Consider the following 17,456-nt stretch of genomic DNA (forward strand, 5'->3'; position numbering starts at 1 on the left):
GTCGATCATGGCCACCGAACAGATGAACAACGAACAGACCAACAACGACGTGAAGATCCCCGACGACGCGCTGATCATCGTCCCCGTGCGCGAGATGGTGCTGTTTCCCGGCGCCATCGCGCCGATCACGATCGGCCGGGCGAAGTCCATTGCCGCCGCGCAGCAGGCGCTGCGCGAGCAGCGGCCGATCGGCATCGTCCTGCAGCGCAGCGCGGAGACCAACGACCCCGGGCCGGACGACCTCTACAGGGTCGCGACCATCGCCAACATCGTGCGCTACATCACCGCGCCCGACGGCACCCACCACATCGTCTGCCAGGGCGTGCAGCGCGCGCGCATCCTCGACTTCCTGCCGGGGACGCCGTTCCCCGCCGCGCGCTTCCAGCAGATCCCCGAGCCGACCACGACCTCGCCCGAGATCGAGGCCCGCGCGCTGAACCTGCAGCGCCAGGCCATCGAGGCGATCGAGCTGCTGCCGCAGGCGCCGCCCGAGCTCGCCGCGATGTTCCAGGGCACCAGCGCGCCCGGCGCGCTGGCGGACCTGGCGACCTCGTTCATGGACATCAAGCCGCAGGACAAGCAGGAGGTGCTGGAGACCATCGACCTCGCGCTCCGCATCGACAAGGTGTCGAAGCACCTGGCCGAGCGGCTCGAGGTGCTGCGCATCTCCAACGAGATCGGCCAGCAGACCAAGGCCTCCTTCGACGAGCGGCAGCGCGAGGCGATCCTGCGCGAGCAGATGGCGACGATCCAGCGCCAGCTCGGCGAAGGCGACGGCAAGCAGGCGGAAGTCACCGAGCTGACGGCTGCGATCGCCAAGGCCAACATGCCGCCGGAAGCGGAGGCGCATGCCAAGAAGGAGCTGCGCCGCTACGAGCGCATGCCGGAGGCCGCCGGCGAAGCCGGCATGGTCCGCACCTATCTCGACTGGCTGATCGAGCTGCCCTGGGCGCTCCCTGCGGAGAAGCCGATCGACATCAAGCAGGCGCGCGCCATCCTGGATGCCGACCATTTCGGCCTGGAGAAGATCAAGAGCCGGATCATCGAATATCTGGCGGTGCGCAAGCTCGCCCCGCAGGGCAAGGCGCCGATCCTGTGCTTCGTCGGCCCGCCCGGCGTCGGCAAGACCTCGCTCGGACAATCCATCGCGCGTGCGATGGATCGCCCGTTCGTGCGCGTCAGCTTAGGGGGCGTGCATGACGAGGCCGAAATCCGCGGTCACCGCCGCACCTATATCGGCGCGCTGCCCGGCAACATCATCCAGGGCATCAAGAAGGCGGGCAGCCGCAACTGCGTCATGATGCTGGACGAGATCGACAAGATGGGCCGCGGCGTGCAGGGCGATCCTTCCGCCGCCATGCTGGAGGTGCTCGACCCCGAGCAGAACGGGACGTTCCGGGACAATTACCTGGGCGTGCCCTTCGACCTGTCGCGCGTGGTTTTCATCGCGACCGCCAACATGCTGGACCAGATCCCGGGTCCGCTGCTGGACCGCATGGAGCTGATCAGCCTCGCCGGTTATACCGAGGACGAGAAGCTGGAGATCGCGCGGCGCTACCTGGTGCGGCGGCAGCTGGAGGCCAACGGCCTCTCGGCCGGGCAGGCCGAGATCGAGCCGGAGGCCTTGAAGCTGATCGTCAAGGGCTACACCCGCGAGGCCGGCGTGCGTAACCTCGAGCGCGAGATCGGCAAGGTGTTCCGCCATGCCGCGGTGCAGGTCGCCGAAGGCACGGCCACGAAGGTCGTGGTGACGGCAAAGGACATCGCGACCGTGCTGGGCCAGCCGCGCTTCGAGGGTGAGATCGCGCTGCGCACCAGCGTTCCGGGCGTGGCCACCGGCCTTGCCTGGACGCCGGTCGGCGGTGACATCCTGTTCATCGAGGCGACGCGCGTGCCCGGCAAGGGCGGGCTGATCCTGACCGGCCAGCTCGGCGACGTCATGCGCGAGAGCGTGCAGGCTGCGCTGACGCTGGTGAAGAGCAAGGCCGCTCAGCTCGGCATCGATCCGCAAGCGTTCGAGAAGAGCGACATCCACGTTCACGTCCCGGCGGGCGCAACCCCGAAGGACGGGCCGAGCGCGGGCGTTGCGATGTTCACGGCGCTGACCTCCCTGCTCACCAACCGCACGGTGCGCAGCGACACCGCGATGACCGGCGAGATCTCGCTGCGCGGCCTGGTGCTGCCGGTCGGCGGCATCAAGGAGAAGGTGGTGGCCGCGGCCGCTGCCGGCCTGAAGCGGGTGATGCTGCCGGCGCGCAACAAGCGGGACTATGACGACATCCCGAAGAGCGCGCGGGACAACCTCGAATTCATCTGGCTGGAGCGCGTCGACGAAGCCATCGCCGCGGCGCTCGAGCCGGCCGAAGCCAAGGAAGCGGCGGAGTGAAGGTGATGAAGAAACTGCTGGAAAGAGCGAAGCGATCGCGGACAACGCAGCGGCTGCGCCAGCTGCTCGGTCGGGCGATCGACCGGGTGCGCGATGGGCTCGCGGGACCCGAGCCGCGGCTTCAGCCGGTCCCGGTCCGGGTGAAGCGCCGCAAGGGTTGAGCCCTCCGTCTCAGGCCCTCGCGGCTGCCCCAGACAAAAGGCCCCCTCGACCCGAGGGGGCCTTTGCGTTGTTAGCCCACGGCGTCCTTGGCCGCCTTGACCGGGCGGGCGCGGACGATCTTCCGGGCCGGCTTGGCCTTGAACATCATCTCTTCGCCCGTGAACGGGTTGGTGCCCTTGCGCGCCTTGGTCGCGGGCTTCTTGATCACCACGAACTTGGCGAAGCCCGGCACCAGGAACAGGCCGTTCTTCTTGAGCTCCTTGTGACCGACGTCGGTCAGCGTCTCCATGACGTTCTTGACGTCGCGCTTGGAAAGCTCTGTGGCGGTCGCAATCTTTTCGATCAACTGCGATTTGGACATTTGGGTGGCCATCGTGTCTCCTCTGATTCGTGACGGCTGCATATTAGACCAACCGGCGAAGGCCTATAGCCTTCTGCACAGTTTTGTCGCGATTTTACGGGCTTTTTGCCCCGCTGTGACAAAAAACCCTGCATTTTAGCCACTTCCAGTGCGGAAGGAGCCTTGAGCAGCGGATTTTGCCTTGTTTCAAAGGCCCGCACGACATCTTGCTAGAACTGATTCGCCGCTTTCGACAAGCGAAGACCGGCCTCTTTCTGAAAGGAGGCGCGTGTTTCACCCTGAAAAATAAGGGTTGGAGCGCATGTCGCCGGTCTTACGCCCCGTAAAAACAGGGAGAAAGTGAGGGGGCGGTCGGCTAGACGCGCTCGATGATGATGGCGGGCGCCATGCCGCCCGCGGCGCACATGGTGACGAGACCGCGCTTGAGATCGCGCCGTTCGAGCTCGTCCAGCACCGTGCCGATCAGGATCGAGCCGGTGGCGCCGATGGGATGGCCGAGCGCGATCGAGCCGCCGTTGACGTTGACCTTGGCCCGGTCGAGCTCGAGGTCGCGGATATATTTCTCCGCCACCACGGCGAAGGCCTCGTTGATCTCGAACAGGTCGATGTCGTCGATGGAGAGGCCCGCCTTGGCCAGAACCTTGCGCGTTGCCGGCACCGGCGCGTTCAGCATCAGGGTCGGCGAGTCCCCCATGTTCGCCATCGCGACCACGCGGGCCCGGGCTTTGAGGCCATGGGCCTTGGCGTAAGCGGGCGAGGCCAGCAGGATCGCGGCAGCGCCGTCGACGACGCCGGAGGAGTTGCCGGCGTGATGGACGAAGTCGATCTCAAGGTCTGGATAATTCTGCAGGATCAGGCCGCGATAGGTCGTGCCCTTGTCGTCGAGCGCGTAGTCCGCGATCGCCGGAAACGCCGGTTTCAGGCTGCTGAGGCCTTCCATCGTGGTCTGCGGCCGGGGGTATTCTTCGTGATCCAGCGCCAGGCTGCCGTCCTCGCGGTGAACAGGCACGAGGCTCTTCTTGAAGTGGCCGTTCGCGATCGCATGCGCGGCGCGCTTCTGGCTCTCCAGCCCGAGCGCATCGACGTCGCTTCGGGTGATGCCTTCCAGCGTCGCGATGGCATCGGCGCAGACGCCCTGATGCGACTGCGGATGCCGTGCCCGCAGGCGCAGATTGCCGCCGTCCATCATCATCGGGCCGCCGCCGCGGCGTCCCTCCATCGACATCATCTCGCAGCCGCCGGCGATGACGAGATCTTCCGCACCCGCCATGATCGACGATGCCGCCATGTTGACGCTGGTGATGCCGCTTCCGCAAAAACGATCGAGCGTCACCGCGCTGGCACGCACGTCATAGCCGGCATCGAGCGCGGACATGCGGCCGAGATCGCCGCTCTGTGTTGCCACCTGCGCGCTGCAGCCCCAGACGATGTCGTCGACGTCAGCGGTGTTAATGCCGGTGCGCTCGGCGAGCGCGCGCAGCACCGTTGCGCCGAGCTGCTGCGGATGAATGCCGGACAGGGCTCCCTTGCCGGCCTTGCCGATGCCCCGCGGGGTCCGGCAAGCATCGATGATCAGCGCGTCAGGCATTGGCGTCGTCCTCTTGTTTATGGGTGTTGAGGACGGTTTTGAATAAGGGGGAGAAGAGAGTCAATGCGCGGCGCTACACGCTTCTCCCGCCGCTCGCCCGGATTTTCCGCGACGCGAAAGCCTCAGCGACGTCATGGCCGGCTTGTCCCGGCCATCCACGCTTTGCTCCGGGCAGGAAGAACGTGGATGCCCGGGACAAGCCCGGGCATGACGATCTCTTACTGGATCTAGATCGAAGAAGACAGCTACGCCCCCGCCGCGTTCTTCGCGATCACGTTGCGGTAGAAGCTGGCGCTGAGCTTTGCGGTGCGCACCTGGGTGTCGAAATTGACGTGGTACAGCCCGAAACGTTTGTTGAGGCCGTACACCCATTCGAAATTGTCCATCAGGCTCCAGAGGAAATAGCCGCGCACCGGCACGCCTTCGTCGGTGGCACGCTGGAGCTGGGCGAGATAGTTGCGCAGATACATGATGCGGTCGGTGTCGTAGATCTTGCCGTCGGGCGACACCACATCGTCGCCGGAGGTGCCGTTCTCGCTGATATAGATCGCATCCGTCTTCCAGATCTTCGCCGCCAGCTTCGGCACCCAGTAGATCGTCTCGGGTCCGACGCGCAGCCAGTCCGAATTCATGTGCGGGAAGGATTTCGGGATCGGCAGCGGCTTGAAGCCGGCGCCCTGGTCGGACGCCACCACGTAGTTCTGCGGCGCGTAGATGTTGAGGCCGAGGAAGTCGACCTTTGAGGAGATGATCTTGAGCTCCGCATCGGTGTATTTCGGCGCGTTGGCCCCGGCGTATTTCAGGAAGGCGTCGGTATAGCGGCCCGTCATGATGACGTTGAGATAGCCGGCATTCATCTCGCGCAGCGCGATCTCCGCGGCGCGCACGTTTTCCGGCGTGTCGAACGCAGGCGCGCAGGCATCGATGTTCTCCGCCGGCCCCACCCTGGTGCCGCGGCGGCCATGGGCGCGCACCGCCTGCACCGCGAGCCCGTGCGCCAGCGCGCTGTTGTGCCTGATCTGGTTGACGTCGGCTTGCGGCAGCGTCATCCCCGGCGCGTCGATGCCGATCCCGTAGCCGAAATAGACGAAGCGGCCGCTCTCGTTCAGCGTGAAGACGTTCCTGACGCGGTCGGTCAGACGCTCGGCGACATAGGCCGCGTAGTCGCCGAAGATCTTGCAGGTTTCCGTCGAGCGCCAGCCGCCGAAGCGGTCCTGGAGCGATTGGGGCAGATCCCAATGATAAAGGGTCAGCCACGGCTCGATGCCGTTCTTCAGGAGCTCGTCGACCAGGCGATTGTAGAAGTCGAGCCCCTTCGGATTGGGCTTGCCGTCGCCGTCGGGAAACAGCCGCGGCCAGGCCACCGAGAAGCGATAGGCCTTGCAGCCGAGCTCCTTGATGAGCGCGATGTCCTCCCTGTAGCGGTGATAGTGCTCGTTGGCGCGATCGCCGGTGGTGCCGTCCTCGATCTTGCCGGGAATGCGCACGAACTTATCCCAGATCGAGGCCCCTCGCCCGTCCTCATTGACCGCGCCCTCGACCTGATAGGACGAGGTCGCCGTGCCCCAGAGAAAGCCCGCGGGAAAGCCGCCTGCATGGCGCGGCGGCCGTGCCGGCTTGGCCTCGACGGCAAGGGGACTCGCAATCCCGGCTGCGGACAATCCCGCCAGCTTGGCAAACCGGCGGCGCGAGACCCTTTCCGTCATTGATGACGCTCCACTTACTTCTCTTCATTTCGGGCCGGCACAATGAACAGTTCCGGGCGATTTGAGAAGCCGGTGGATTTTAGCGTCGACTTGCTCCGATTGAACCGACCAAGACCTGCATCAGCCACGCGATGCCGGCGTCTCTCATCGCCGCTTTGGTCGCGATGGCCCGGATCGTGTCCGGTTTGCGCGCGAAAGGCAGCTCGACAAACACGAGGCCGAAACGGCCGGCATGCTGTTCCACCAATCGGCGCGGCAATGCGGCGATCAGTTCAGACCCGGAAAGCTGGGCAAGCGCCATCGTAAAATTCGGGACAGTCAAAGCGATGCGGCGTTCGAGGCCGCGCTTCGCCAACATCTCATCGACGAAACCGCGCGGTTCCCCGCTGAGAGAGACCAGCAGGTGCCGTGATCGCGCGAACGCAGCATCGGTTGGCGCTTTTGCGAAGGGATGTCCCTTGGGCATGGCCAGCACGAACTCTTCCTCGTAAAGCCTGCGCGCCTCGAACCGCGGTGATACCGCCGGCAGCGGCAGCATTGCGATATCGAGCTCGCGTCTTTCGAGCATGTCGAGGCTTTGCTGCCAAGGCTCTCCGATGGCGCCACCGCGCGGCGCAGGCATCAGGTGGATCAGCCCGATGTCAATGCGGGGAGCCGCAGTCGCGATCGATTGCAACAGGGGACCGATTGCTGAGACCAGCACGGCATCGGGAGCGCCAATCGTGAACCGACGGCTGCTTTGCTCCGGGTCGAACGGCGTTGCTGAGCCGATCAGCCGCTCGACGCGCGCGATGATCTCGGCCACCGGCTCTCCAAGCGCCAAGGCCCGTTCCGTTGGAACGACACCCTTCGGGGTCCGCAAGAACAGCGGATCGTTCAGCAAAAGACGGAGCCGGCCAAGCGCATGGCTTACGGCCGACGGCGTCAGCCTCAGCCGAGCGGCTGCACGCCCGACATGACGCTCTTCCAGAACCACGCGGAAGAGCACGAGAAGATTGAGGTCGATCCTGGATAGATCAATATGGTTCAGCATGTTGCTGAAACCATATCGCTGGATTCATTGGGATCAAGGCTTCATGCATTGGGCTCCTCGTGCGATCAGGAGCTGAGAAATGACCGCGAAACCGTCCGGGCTGAACAGGTGGCCATGCGAGCAGGAAAAGATATCGCGGCGCTCGATGATGGCCGCTACCGCAGCAATTCCGCTGTCCGGTCAGCTTTCGGCCGGTGCGGCCGCGGGGAGCGAGGCGATAGCGGGCCTCGTCGAACGCGCCCGCGCGAAAAATGCCGCGTTCATGCGTGGCGATATGGATCGCTGGTCCCAGCTTGTCCGCATCGCGCCCGATTTCACGCTGATGCAGCCCTTCGGCGGGCCTACAAGTCGGGGCTTCGACGCTAGCCCCCAGCGTCTGGCTGCCCTCTCCCGATACTTCAGGGCAGGCGAAACCGAACTTGAGGTTTTGCAAACTCATGCATCGGATGCCCTCGTCGCTCTCGTCATGGTCGAGCGCCAGCGCGCCGAGGTGGGCGGGTTGCCGGCTCAAGACTGGTCGCTGCGCGTGACCGAAGTCTACCGCACGGACGGCACGGATTGGCAACTCGTGCACCGTCATGCGGATCCGCTGGTCCGAAGCATCACCTTGAAACAGGCGGCGATACTCGCCCGGGGCTGGCCGGAGGAAGAATGATGAGGCGCCGCAGATGAGCCGGATTCGGAGCCGGCCGGCGGCTAGTCGAAACGACGGGCGATGTCGTCGCCGCGTTCAGCGCGAGCGCTTCGGCAATTTCCGCAGCTTGTCGGGGTTGAACGCCGGCATCCGCCCTGGTCCTTCGGGTGCGGGCGGCTGCTTTTCCGTGAGGATGAGCGTTCCGTGGAGGATCATGCCCGGCGCCTGAGGGGCCGTCGCGGTGTAGGTCGCGATCTTGCCAGGGCAGCTTCCCTCGATCGTCAACGTCAGCTCATCATCGTTGCCGAACACGGTGGCGCGACCGTCGGTATGACGCCTCGTCGACACGATGGCGGTAAAGCGATCTCCATCGACCTGGCAGGTGCCTTGATAGGTCATCAGGCTGTCACGGCCCCAGATCTGGCCGTCTGCGACGTGGACGATCCCGGTGCCCTGGTCGATGGGCGTCTTGTACCACGCCGCATATGTCCCGTCCTTCAGCATGGGAACGGTCTCCGTTGGCAGTCCCACGCGGACAATTGGCATCATCAGCGCCAACAAACGGTTAATGACCGGCCCCGTGCCAATCCGGTCTTTGCTTGCGCAGCTCGGCCTCGAGCTCCTCGATGATGCTGTGAAGCAGATGCACGGCAAGCGGGTCGGTCACCTCGCGCTCCAGATGCCGGTATCGCGCAATCAGGAATTCCTGCTCTCTCAACTGGTGCTCTGTCATCACACGGGCCCTCCGGCGAACCGACGCGGAGACGGCCGGAGAGTTTCGTTACAATTTTCGGATCATTTGCGATGGTTTCCAGTCGGTTAAAGGCTCGGCCGGGTTGCGGATTGTTCGAAAAGGCTGCCATGGGACCGCGACACCACCTCAGCGCCGAGGTCGTCATCTCGACCGTTGCTTCCAATTGCGCGCCCGGCGGGCTTCTGCTAGCTTGAGGTACGTGCCTCATTTCACCTCGCCGGCCGGGTCGGTGACCCGCCTCTGCCGCAACGATGCGGGTGGCGGCCGATTGCCGCGCCGCTGGGGGTGAGGCATGCGCCCAATCTGGGCTCAAGCAGAGTTGGCCATCGAAAACGGCCGACCGCCTTAGGGGAGGATGATTATGCAGCGTCTCTTGGTTGCAGGTGTGTCTGTTGCCTTCGCGATTGCAGCGGGGGTCGGCTCGGCCGGTGCGGCGGACAAGAAGGTTCTGGCCTTCGTCGTCAATGGCGCATCCGACTTCTGGAAGATCGCCGAGGCCGGGATGAAGAAGGCGCAGGGCGAGCTGCCCAATTACGACCTCCAGTTCAAATATCCGGAACAGGCTGCAGCCGCCGTGCAGCAGCGCGTGATGGACGACCTCGTCGCCGCCGGTGCCGCCGGCATCATGGTCAGCGCGGTCGATCCGAAGAACCAGACCGAGCACCTCAACAAGGTTGCGTCCCAGACGGTGCTGTTCACCACCGACAGCGACGCGCCGAAATCCAAGCGCGTGGCCTATATCGGCTCCTCCAACACCGATCTCGGCAAGGAGGCGGGAAAGCTGATGGTCAAGGCGCTGCCGAATGGCGGCAAATGCGTCGGCTTCGTCGGCCTGCCCGGCGCCGACAATGCGCGCGAGCGCATCGAGGGCGTGAAGGAGACGATCAAGGGCTCGAAGGTCGAGCTCGTCGACGTTCGCGGCGACGAGATCGACCAGACCCGCGCCAAGCGCAACGTCGAGGACATCCTCGCCGCCATGCCCGATGTGAGCTGCCTCGTCGGCTTCTACTCCTACAACACACCGCGGATCTACGAGGTGCTCAAGGAGGCCGGCAAGCTCGACAAGATCAAGATCATCGGCTTCGACGAGGATCCGATCACGCTCGGCGGCGTCAAGGAAGGCAGCATCGTCGGCACGGTGGTGCAGCAGCCGTTCGAATGGGGCTATCAGGGCATGAAGCTGATGGCGAGCTACATCGGCGGCGAGAAGTCCGGCATTCCGGCCAACGGCATCATCATCGTGCCCGGCAAAGTCATCGAAAAGGCGAATGTCGACGAGTTCATGGCCTCGATGAAGCAGATGCTGAAGAAATAGGAGAGATCCGCGCTGCCCGCCGCGCAGCCTGCCATGCCAGAACCGTTTCTCGAGCTGGTCGACATCAGCAAGAGCTATCCAGGCGTGGTCGCCCTCGACCACGTCGGGCTCCAGGTGTCGCCCGGCGAGGTCATTGCGCTGATCGGCGAGAACGGCGCCGGCAAGTCGACGCTGATGCGGGTGCTCGGCGGGGTCGTGGAGCCCAGCGGCGGCGTCATCCGCGTCGACGGCGCCGCGCGATCTTCGCTCACCGTGGCGGATGCGATCAAGGCGGGCATCGCCTTCGTCCATCAGGAACTGAACCTCTTCGACAATCTCGATGTCGCGGGCAACGTCTTCATCGGCCGCGAGCCCGTGCATGGCGGACCCTTGCGGCTGATCGACCGCAAACGGATGTATGCCGATGTCGCGCCGCTGCTGGAGCGGATGGGCTGCGATTTCGCGGCCGATGCGCCACTCGCCGAACTGTCACTGGCGCAGCGGCAGCTCGTCGAGATCATGAAGGCGCTTTCGCTCGACGCTCGTCTCGTCATCATGGACGAGCCGACCTCGAGCCTGACGCTCGCCGAGACGGACCGCCTGATGCGAACCGTGGCTGGCCTGAAAGCCCACGGAGTCAGCATCATCTTCATCACGCATCGGCTCAACGAGGTGATGCAATGTGCCGACCGCGCGGTCGTGCTGCGCGACGGTCGCGTGGTCGGCGCACTGACGCGTGCGGAGCTCTCTCCGGCGGCGATGATCCGCCTGATGATCGGCCGGGACCTGAAATCGCTCTACGTTCCCCCGGCCGCGCCGCCCGGCGACAGCGTGCTCGAAATCGTCGATGCCGTCACCGACACCTATCCCGGCCGCGCCGTGAGCCTGTCCGTCCGCCGCGGCGAGATCCTCGGACTGGCCGGTCTCGTCGGGTCCGGCCGCACGGAGCTCGCGCGCGCCGTCTTCGGCATCGACCGATTGCGCGGCGGCGCGATACGACTGGATGGCGAGCCGATCCGCATCGAAAGCCCGCGGGCCGCGATCGAGCAGGGCATCTATCTCGTTCCGGAGGACCGCAAGGGCGCGGGCCTGCTGCTCGACGTCTCGATCACCGAAAACATCTCGCTGCCGGATCTGGCGTCCTATATGCGCTTCTGGCTGGTGGATACCGCGCGCGAGAACGAGAATGCGGCGTGTCAGCGGGAGCGCCTCAAGATCCGCGCGCCCGACGTCAAGACCGCCGTCGGCTCGCTGTCGGGAGGCAACCAGCAGAAGGTCGTGCTCGCCAAATGGCTGTCGATGCAGCCGAAGGTCCTGATTGTCGACGAGCCGACGCGCGGGGTCGATGTCGGAGCCAAGCAGGAGATCTACGGCATGCTGCGCCGCCTGACCGATGCCGGCGTGGCGATCCTGATGATCTCCAGCGACATGGAGGAGGTGATCGGGGTCAGCGACCGGCTCGCGGTCATGCATGAAGGCGCGATCTCGGGCTTCCTTGATCGCAGTCAGTTCAGTGAGCACAACGTGCTGCAGCTTGCCGTTGGCCACACAATCGCGGCGGAGGCACCTTGAACAAGAAAGACTTGAGCCTTCTCGTTCTGATTCTGGTGGTCGGGACCGTCGTCGCCCTGATCAATCCGAGATTCCTGTACGTCGGCAATCTCTCGAACACCGCCAACCAGATCGGGCTGTTCGGCATCTTCTCGATCGCGCAGGCCTTCATCATCATCATCGGCGGGATCGAGCTCTCGGTCGGTTCGGTGATCGCGCTGCTCGGCGTCCTGTTCATCGACCTGATCGTCAATCACGACGTCAACTGGGTGGTCGCCCTCGCGCTGATCATTGCGGCCGGGCTCGCGATCGGCCTCGTGCATGGCACGCTGGTGACCAGGATGCGGATCCAGGCTTTCGTGGTCACGCTGTGCGGCCTGCTGATCTATCGCGGCGCGGCGCGCTATTACACTGAGGACGCGACGGCGGGCTTCGGCTTCGGTGCGAGCTTTCCGACGCTGGAATGGCTGGCCGCCGGCCGCACCAACGTGCTCGGCTTCCCGCTGCCGCACAGCGTGGTGGCGCTCGCCGTGGTGGCCGTGATCGCCTGGGTGGTGCTCCACCGCTCGGTGTTCGGCCGCTATCTCTTCGCCGTCGGCAAGAACGAGGAAGCGGCACGCTATTCCGGCATTCGCACCAACCGCGTGATCGTCTCGGCCTATGTCATCTGTGGCGGGCTGACTGCGTTTTCGGCGATCCTGATCGCGATGTACACCCGTTCGATTTCGCCAGCCGTGCACGGCTCGTTCTACGAGCTCTACGCCATCGCCGCCGCCGTGCTCGGCGGCTGCTCCTTGCGCGGCGGCGAAGGCTCGATCATCGGCGTGGTGCTCGGCACCGTGCTGCTCCAGGTGCTGCAGAACCTGGTCAACCTGCTGGGCATTCCGAGCTCGCTCAATTTCGCGGTGATGGGAACGGTGATCCTGCTCGGCGTCCTCGGAGATCAGTATCTCGTGCAACGACGCCAACGCGTGGGGGTGGCCAAGAGAGGCGAGCAGACGAGCGTCGCGGCGGCTCCCCTCGAGCGCGTGAAGGCGGAGTGAAGCGAGGGGTTGCGGGCGTGCGGCCGACATCGAGGCCGCCCGAGAGAGGACGCCGGCACTTCCAAAATGCTTAGAACGTCACCCGCATGCCCGCGTAGAACGCGCGCGGCCGTGCCGGGCTCAGCGAGCGCGGGTCGGTGAAATCCGCGCCGCCATTGGTGAAGTTGGGCAAAGCCTCGCGGTCGAAGAACTGGCCGTAGGTCACGTAGCGCTTGTCGAACAGATTGTCGACACGGCCATAGAGCTGGACGTTCTTCCCGACCTGATAGGAGGTGTGGAGATTGAACACCGTATAGGACGGCAGCTTCGCGAACTGGTTCGACTCGTCGCCGACGAGATATTGGCTGGAGACGAACAGCGCGTTGCCGCCGACCTTCCAGACGTCGGTCACGGCGTAGTCGACGCCGACCTTGACGCGGTGGCGCGGAACCGCCGGGATCTGGTTGCCGGGCCTGACCTGGATGGTCTCGGTGGCCGGGTCCGCAAACGGGCTCTCGGACCCGAGCTCCAGCGGATCGAGGAAGCGCGCATCGACGAAGGCGTAGCTTGCCTGGAACTGAAGCGTCGGAGACTTGATGTTGACCTCGGCCTCGAGCCCCTGCCGCCTTGTCCGGCCGACATTCGTGAAATAGCCGAAGCCGGTCCGGCCAACGGCCGGCACCGCCATGATGTCATCGTGGTTGGTGGCGCGAAAGCCGCCGAGCTTCCATCCAAGGGTGCCGATGTTCAGCTCCTTGGTGCCGCGAAAACCGGCCTCCACGGTCTTGGAGACGACCTGCTTCAGCGGCGGATCCGCGACCAGAAACGCAGCGAGCAGGCAGGGCCTTGCGGGATCGGCGCAGCCGAGCTCGAGCGGCGTCGGCACGCGGTTGGCCTCGGAATAGCCGGCATAGGCGGTCAGCTCGGGCGTGATCTTGTAGGTGCCGCCGATGATCGGATTGAAGCGGGTGTAGGCGTGGTCGCCGTTGAGCGCAGTACCGAGCTGATCCTCCAGGGTGATCCGAGCCGCGTTGAAGCGGCCGCCCCCCGTGACGGCGAAGGCGTCAGTGACGTTGAACGTATCCATGGCGTAGAGGCCGTTATACTGATTGACGGTCCGCAGCGAGACGGGGCCGGCGACGGGATCCGCCACGGGAGTCGCTCCTAGGAAAACGCCGCTGCCGCTGACGACGTAGTTCTCTCCCATCGAGCCGATCTCGGAGGAGGCGTTGTAGCGCGTGACGCTGGCGTCATAGGTTGCGCCGACCACGAAGCGGTTGTCATGGCCGAGCAGTTGATCGGTGTTGGTGGCCTGCCCCGACACGCCGAATGTGGACGAACGGATCGAGCTGCGGTCGATCGCGCCGAGGATCGTTCCCGGCGCAAACGGATTGGCGAGCTGCACGCCGCCCGCGCCGTAGGCGGGTGAGGTGTCGTCGCCGAAGCAGAGCAGCGCCGGATCTGCAGCGCACTCCTCCAGGTCGGTCGGATTGCCGTCGACGATGTTCTGCTCGAACCTGCGCACATGCGCGGTGCCTTCGAACGTCCAGGTCGGCGTGGCGTCGACCTTGCCGGTCAGGTTGAGATAGCCGACGCGGTTGGTCGTGGTCTGGGGCGTGGTGTAGGTCGCGCCCCAATATTTATCCAGCAGCTCGGCCGGGACGGTGGCGCTGGCGCCGAAATTGTTCTTGGCGACCCCCATGTTGACGTGGAATTCGCCGTCCGCGGTCCTGTAGCCGACATCGCCGTAGAAGCGCCGCACGGTCGATTGCGAGAAATTGCGGAAACCGTTGTCGCGCAGGCCTTCGAGCGCACCGTAGACGGCGTAATTCTGATCGACCTGCTTGCCCCATTGCGCCGAGCCCTGAATGCGGCCGAACGAGCCGCCCATGATGTCGAGCTCCGTGCCCTGATAGGTGAAGCCGTCCTTCATTTGCAGGTTGAGGGCGCCGCCCAGCGCGTTGAGGCCGAAGGCCGGATTGTTGGTCACCAGCGTCACCGACCTGATCGCGGCCGTGGGGATCAGGTCCCAGTTGACGGCGTCCGAGAAGGCTTCGTTGATGCGGACGCCGTTCTGGTACACGGCGAGGCCTTGCGGCGTGCCCACCACCGGCGAGGCAACGAAGCCGCGGAACTCGACATCCGGCGTGAACGGATTGCCGGTGACTTCGCTGATATTGACGCCGGGGATGTTGTCGCGCAGCGCGTCGGTAATGTTGAGCGAGTTGGTGCGCTTGATCTGGCTGGCATCGACGGCATTGATCGCCGACGGGACCTTGTCGACATCGAGACCCCGGCCGATGCCCGGCGAGGTCGGGTAGACGTAAAGGCGTGTCCTCGGGGCGGCGGATCCCGGCGCCCCTATCCGCGCGACCGGTCGCGACGGCGCCGCGCGCCGCGTTGCCGGCGGCGGTGCGGCCACCTCGACCGGCGGCAGGTTCTGGACGTTGGTCTCCTCGTCCGGCGCGGCCCCGGCGGGGCCCGCACAGACCAATCCCGATGCCAGCCCGGTCGACACCGAAGCCATCAGCAAACGACGCTTGAACGAAACAACCTTGCCCATCCCCCGCCTTCCCATCCGTGACCACCGGCTGTTTTGATTTCCGCCGATTGGTCGCGGCGAGTTTATTCGGCCGCAATGGTGACGCCAGCCACAAAAGGTCGGGTCCAATCCACACCCGTTTTCCCGACCAAATCGGGAATTTTTCCCGATCACCTCGGGTGCGATCAGGTTGCCGCTGTCGGCACCAGCGCTTCCACGGTCACACCGCCGTCACCGGAGACGACGTTGAGCGTGCCGCCGAGCGCCAGGATCCGTTCGCGCATGCCGACCAGGCCGAAGCCGAGCTTCTGGCCCGGCTCCATGCCGCGGCCGTTGTCGCTGACCCGCACCCGGGCGCAGTGGCGTCCGCCGGCCTGCTCGACCGGCTCGATGACGACGCTGACGGAGGTCGCGCCGGCGTGGCGGAACACATTGGTGAGCGCCTCCTGCACGATGCGGTAGATGGTGAGATCGGCGGTCTCGCCGGTTGCGCCCAGCGCCGGCGAGATCGAGGTCTCGATCGCGACGTCGGGACGCGACTCCCGCCACAGCCGCGACAGGGATTCCAGCGCCTGGCGCAGGCCGAGCTCGGCAAGGCCGACGGGCCGGAGGCGCTCCAGCACGCGGCGGTTGAACTGCTGCAGCGCATTGATCTGCTCCAGCATGGCGCTGCCATGCTTTCGCACGGCATCAGCGCTCGGCTCGCGTCCGTCCGCCTGCTTCGCCAGCGCGTTCGCATGGGCGCGCAGCGAGAACAGATAGGGCCCGAACTCGTCATGCAGCTCGCGCGCGATCTCCTTGCGCTCGATATCCTGCAGCGACACCGCGCGCTCGGCAAGGCGCCGCTTGTCCTCGACCGCCTCACCCAGCGTCGCGGCAAGATGGTTGAGCCTGGTGCAGATCGCGGCGAGCTCCGGCGCGCCGCCCGGCGCGACACGGGCCTCGTAATGTCCGCTTTCGAGCTGCCCCATCGCCTCCGCCAGCGATTGCAGCGGTGCCAGGGCACGGCCCACCACCCTCGTCATCAGGAAAAACAGCGCCAGCGCGATCACCGAGCCGACCTCGAGCTGGGTTACGATGCCGTCCCAGATCTCGGCGATCTCGTCGTCGGGATGCGAGGTGATGACGAGCGAGCCGGGCTTGCCGCGGATCGAGACCGGCACGCTGACCGCGGTCTGCTCGGGATGAACCAGGCTGACGAACCAGGCCGGCGGGCCGCGCGTGTCGGCGTCAGTGCCAAGCCGGGGCGGCGTCAGCGGGTTCCCAGCGGAATCGCGCAGCGCGATGCTGACATGCCGCAGGCGGCTGAGATCGCGGGCGATCTGGTTCAGCCGGGCATCCGGATCAGGCGCCTCGTTGAGGTCGGCAACGATCATCGCGATGAATTCGCGCGCGAGGCGGATCACGCTCTGGTCCTCGGCCTGCACGCGCGGGCCGGCCTCGGCGACCTGCCGGCCGATATTGACCGCGAGCCCCAGCGCCAGCAACAGCGCCAGCAACAGGTTGATGCGCCCGCGCAGGGAAAGATTCTGCCACATTGGTCTCGCTCGTGCCTCGCGAAGGGCCCGCGCCTGTCCGACGACGTTGACAGAGGCGAACCGCCCGATATCTAATCGGAAGCGTACAGCAATCCCCGCCGGGTTGCATGAGGCGACACGAGACGCGCGTCTTGTCTGCTCAGACTCATGCGGCGCAGAACAGGCTAGCTCCAAGGGAACGGGCTGTCGCGAGGAACGCCTATGCGCATTCTGATCGTCGACGATCATCCCATCGTCGCCTCCGGCTGCCGTGCCGTGCTGGCCGACGAAGGCGAGATCGAGATCCTGGAGGCCGCCGACGCCGAAGACGGCGAGTGCGTCTTCATCGTCGAACGCCCCGACCTCTGCATCATCGACATCAATCTGCCGACCGTCTCCGGATTCGAGCTCGCGCGCCGCATCCTCGAGCGCGCACCCGAGGCCCGCATCATCATGTTCAGCATGAATGACGACCCCGCCTTCGCCGCGCGCGCGATCGAGTGCGGCGCCAAGGGCTACGTCTCCAAGTCCGGCGATCCCGACGACCTCGTCGAGGCGATCCGCGCCGTCGGAAGCGGCGGCACCTACCTTCCGACCGCGATCGCGCGCAGCATCGCCTTTGCAGGGCCGGCGCTGGCGCAAAACCCGCTGTCGAAGCTGAACGCGCGGGAGATGGAGATCCTGCGGCTGCTCAGCGCCGGCAAGAGTCTGTCCGAGATCGCCTGGCTGGTGCAATCGTCCTACAAGACGGTGGCCAATACCTCGTCCATCATGCGCCAGAAGCTCGGGGTCAAGACCTCGGTCGAGCTGGTGCGGCTGGCGATCGACAGCGGCGTCGCCTGACGACACCACGAATTCGGTCACACAAGCGTTGCAATCCTGATGTGGTGAGATGCCACGGAGTCT

Annotated in this window: 15 protein-coding genes; 7 read left to right on the top strand and 8 right to left on the bottom strand. The window is 65.4% G+C overall.

The window, feature by feature from the left end:
• Positions 1-7 precede the first annotated feature (7 nt).
• Together lon and BDOA9_RS39125 are read left to right on the top strand one after the other, a co-directional pair.
• Positions 8-2,386, top strand: a complete 2,379-nt coding sequence (gene lon, locus BDOA9_RS30280) for an endopeptidase La (protein ID WP_025037697.1) — start codon at positions 8-10, stop codon at positions 2,384-2,386.
• 5 nt (positions 2,387-2,391) lie between these two features.
• Positions 2,392-2,547 carry a hypothetical protein gene (locus BDOA9_RS39125; RefSeq protein WP_192859635.1) on the top strand — a complete coding sequence of 52 codons (156 nt, stop codon included), beginning with the start codon at positions 2,392-2,394 and terminating at the stop codon, positions 2,545-2,547.
• 71 nt (positions 2,548-2,618) lie between these two features.
• Here BDOA9_RS39125 and BDOA9_RS30285 read toward each other — a convergent pair whose 3' ends face one another.
• The 4 genes from BDOA9_RS30285 to BDOA9_RS30300 all read right to left on the bottom strand — a co-directional run bounded on the left by BDOA9_RS30285 (position 2,619) and on the right by BDOA9_RS30300 (position 7,236).
• Positions 2,619-2,921 carry an HU family DNA-binding protein gene (locus BDOA9_RS30285; RefSeq protein ID WP_025037698.1) on the bottom strand — a complete coding sequence of 101 codons (303 nt, stop codon included), beginning with the start codon at positions 2,919-2,921 and terminating at the stop codon, positions 2,619-2,621.
• A gap of 343 nt (positions 2,922-3,264) precedes the next feature.
• Complete coding sequence (locus BDOA9_RS30290) at positions 3,265-4,497, bottom strand: acetyl-CoA C-acetyltransferase (protein ID WP_025037699.1); 1,233 nt, start codon at positions 4,495-4,497, stop codon at positions 3,265-3,267.
• A gap of 245 nt (positions 4,498-4,742) precedes the next feature.
• Complete coding sequence (locus BDOA9_RS30295) at positions 4,743-6,203, bottom strand: GH1 family beta-glucosidase (RefSeq protein WP_025037700.1); 1,461 nt, start codon at positions 6,201-6,203, stop codon at positions 4,743-4,745.
• 79 nt (positions 6,204-6,282) lie between these two features.
• Positions 6,283-7,236, bottom strand: a complete 954-nt coding sequence (locus BDOA9_RS30300) for a LysR family transcriptional regulator (RefSeq protein WP_025037701.1) — start codon at positions 7,234-7,236, stop codon at positions 6,283-6,285.
• A 79-nt stretch (positions 7,237-7,315) separates the two neighbouring features.
• Between BDOA9_RS30300 and BDOA9_RS30305 the strand changes: the two genes are divergently transcribed.
• Complete coding sequence (locus BDOA9_RS30305) at positions 7,316-7,891, top strand: YybH family protein (RefSeq protein WP_025037702.1); 576 nt, start codon at positions 7,316-7,318, stop codon at positions 7,889-7,891.
• 75 nt (positions 7,892-7,966) lie between these two features.
• Here the strand turns inward: BDOA9_RS30305 and BDOA9_RS30310 are convergent, their stop codons facing one another.
• Together BDOA9_RS30310 and BDOA9_RS39130 are read right to left on the bottom strand one after the other, a co-directional pair.
• Entirely contained in the window at positions 7,967-8,374 is a 408-nt protein-coding gene (locus BDOA9_RS30310; protein ID WP_025037703.1) for a hypothetical protein, read from the bottom strand.
• A 61-nt stretch (positions 8,375-8,435) separates the two neighbouring features.
• A complete protein-coding gene (locus BDOA9_RS39130; RefSeq protein WP_192859636.1) occupies positions 8,436-8,603 on the bottom strand; it encodes a hypothetical protein in 168 nt (55 codons plus the stop codon).
• A 382-nt stretch (positions 8,604-8,985) separates the two neighbouring features.
• Here BDOA9_RS39130 and BDOA9_RS30315 point away from each other — a divergent pair, with 382 nt between their 5' ends.
• Genes BDOA9_RS30315 through BDOA9_RS30325 form a run of 3 tightly spaced genes read left to right on the top strand, consistent with a single transcriptional unit; the run spans position 8,986 to position 12,512 of the window.
• Entirely contained in the window at positions 8,986-9,939 is a 954-nt protein-coding gene (locus tag BDOA9_RS30315; protein WP_025037704.1) for a sugar-binding protein, read from the top strand.
• A 33-nt stretch (positions 9,940-9,972) separates the two neighbouring features.
• On the top strand, positions 9,973-11,490 hold the full coding sequence (locus tag BDOA9_RS30320) for a sugar ABC transporter ATP-binding protein (RefSeq protein WP_025037705.1): 1,518 nt from the start codon (positions 9,973-9,975) through the stop codon (positions 11,488-11,490).
• Positions 11,487-12,512, top strand: coding sequence for an ABC transporter permease (locus tag BDOA9_RS30325; protein ID WP_025037706.1), 1,026 nt, complete (start codon positions 11,487-11,489; stop codon positions 12,510-12,512). Before BDOA9_RS30320 ends, BDOA9_RS30325 begins: the two co-directional genes overlap by 4 nt.
• 70 nt (positions 12,513-12,582) lie before the next feature.
• Here the strand turns inward: BDOA9_RS30325 and BDOA9_RS30330 are convergent, their stop codons facing one another.
• Positions 12,583-15,054 (bottom strand): TonB-dependent receptor, encoded by a 2,472-nt coding sequence (locus BDOA9_RS30330; RefSeq protein WP_025037707.1) that lies wholly within the window; start codon positions 15,052-15,054, stop codon positions 12,583-12,585.
• 164 nt (positions 15,055-15,218) lie between these two features.
• Positions 15,219-16,571 (bottom strand): histidine kinase, encoded by a 1,353-nt coding sequence (locus BDOA9_RS30335; RefSeq protein WP_025037708.1) that lies wholly within the window; start codon positions 16,569-16,571, stop codon positions 15,219-15,221.
• A 201-nt stretch (positions 16,572-16,772) separates the two neighbouring features.
• On the opposite strand from BDOA9_RS30335, the gene BDOA9_RS30340 reads away from it, so the two are divergent.
• Positions 16,773-17,393, top strand: coding sequence for a response regulator (locus BDOA9_RS30340; RefSeq protein ID WP_025037709.1), 621 nt, complete (start codon positions 16,773-16,775; stop codon positions 17,391-17,393).
• The last annotated feature ends 63 nt before the right edge of the window (positions 17,394-17,456 follow it).

Source organism: Bradyrhizobium sp. DOA9, assembly GCF_000617845.2.
Classification (GTDB): Bacteria; Pseudomonadota; Alphaproteobacteria; order Rhizobiales; family Xanthobacteraceae; genus Bradyrhizobium.

Bases quoted from the DNA above. Each gene is read 5' to 3' on its own strand.
- lon (WP_025037697.1), top strand. From the start codon at position 8: ATGGCCACCGAACAGATGAACAACGAACAGACCAACAACGACGTGAAG.
- BDOA9_RS39125 (WP_192859635.1), top strand. From the start codon at position 2,392: ATGAAGAAACTGCTGGAAAGAGCGAAGCGATCGCGGACAACGCAGCGG.
- BDOA9_RS30285 (WP_025037698.1), bottom strand. From the start codon at position 2,921: ATGGCCACCCAAATGTCCAAATCGCAGTTGATCGAAAAGATTGCGACC.
- BDOA9_RS30290 (WP_025037699.1), bottom strand. From the start codon at position 4,497: ATGCCTGACGCGCTGATCATCGATGCTTGCCGGACCCCGCGGGGCATC.
- BDOA9_RS30295 (WP_025037700.1), bottom strand. From the start codon at position 6,203: ATGACGGAAAGGGTCTCGCGCCGCCGGTTTGCCAAGCTGGCGGGATTG.
- BDOA9_RS30300 (WP_025037701.1), bottom strand. From the start codon at position 7,236: ATGCTGAACCATATTGATCTATCCAGGATCGACCTCAATCTTCTCGTG.
- BDOA9_RS30305 (WP_025037702.1), top strand. From the start codon at position 7,316: ATGACCGCGAAACCGTCCGGGCTGAACAGGTGGCCATGCGAGCAGGAA.
- BDOA9_RS30310 (WP_025037703.1), bottom strand. From the start codon at position 8,374: ATGCTGAAGGACGGGACATATGCGGCGTGGTACAAGACGCCCATCGAC.
- BDOA9_RS39130 (WP_192859636.1), bottom strand. From the start codon at position 8,603: ATGACAGAGCACCAGTTGAGAGAGCAGGAATTCCTGATTGCGCGATAC.
- BDOA9_RS30315 (WP_025037704.1), top strand. From the start codon at position 8,986: ATGCAGCGTCTCTTGGTTGCAGGTGTGTCTGTTGCCTTCGCGATTGCA.
- BDOA9_RS30320 (WP_025037705.1), top strand. From the start codon at position 9,973: ATGCCAGAACCGTTTCTCGAGCTGGTCGACATCAGCAAGAGCTATCCA.
- BDOA9_RS30330 (WP_025037707.1), bottom strand. From the start codon at position 15,054: ATGGGCAAGGTTGTTTCGTTCAAGCGTCGTTTGCTGATGGCTTCGGTG.
- BDOA9_RS30335 (WP_025037708.1), bottom strand. From the start codon at position 16,571: ATGTGGCAGAATCTTTCCCTGCGCGGGCGCATCAACCTGTTGCTGGCG.
- BDOA9_RS30340 (WP_025037709.1), top strand. From the start codon at position 16,773: ATGCGCATTCTGATCGTCGACGATCATCCCATCGTCGCCTCCGGCTGC.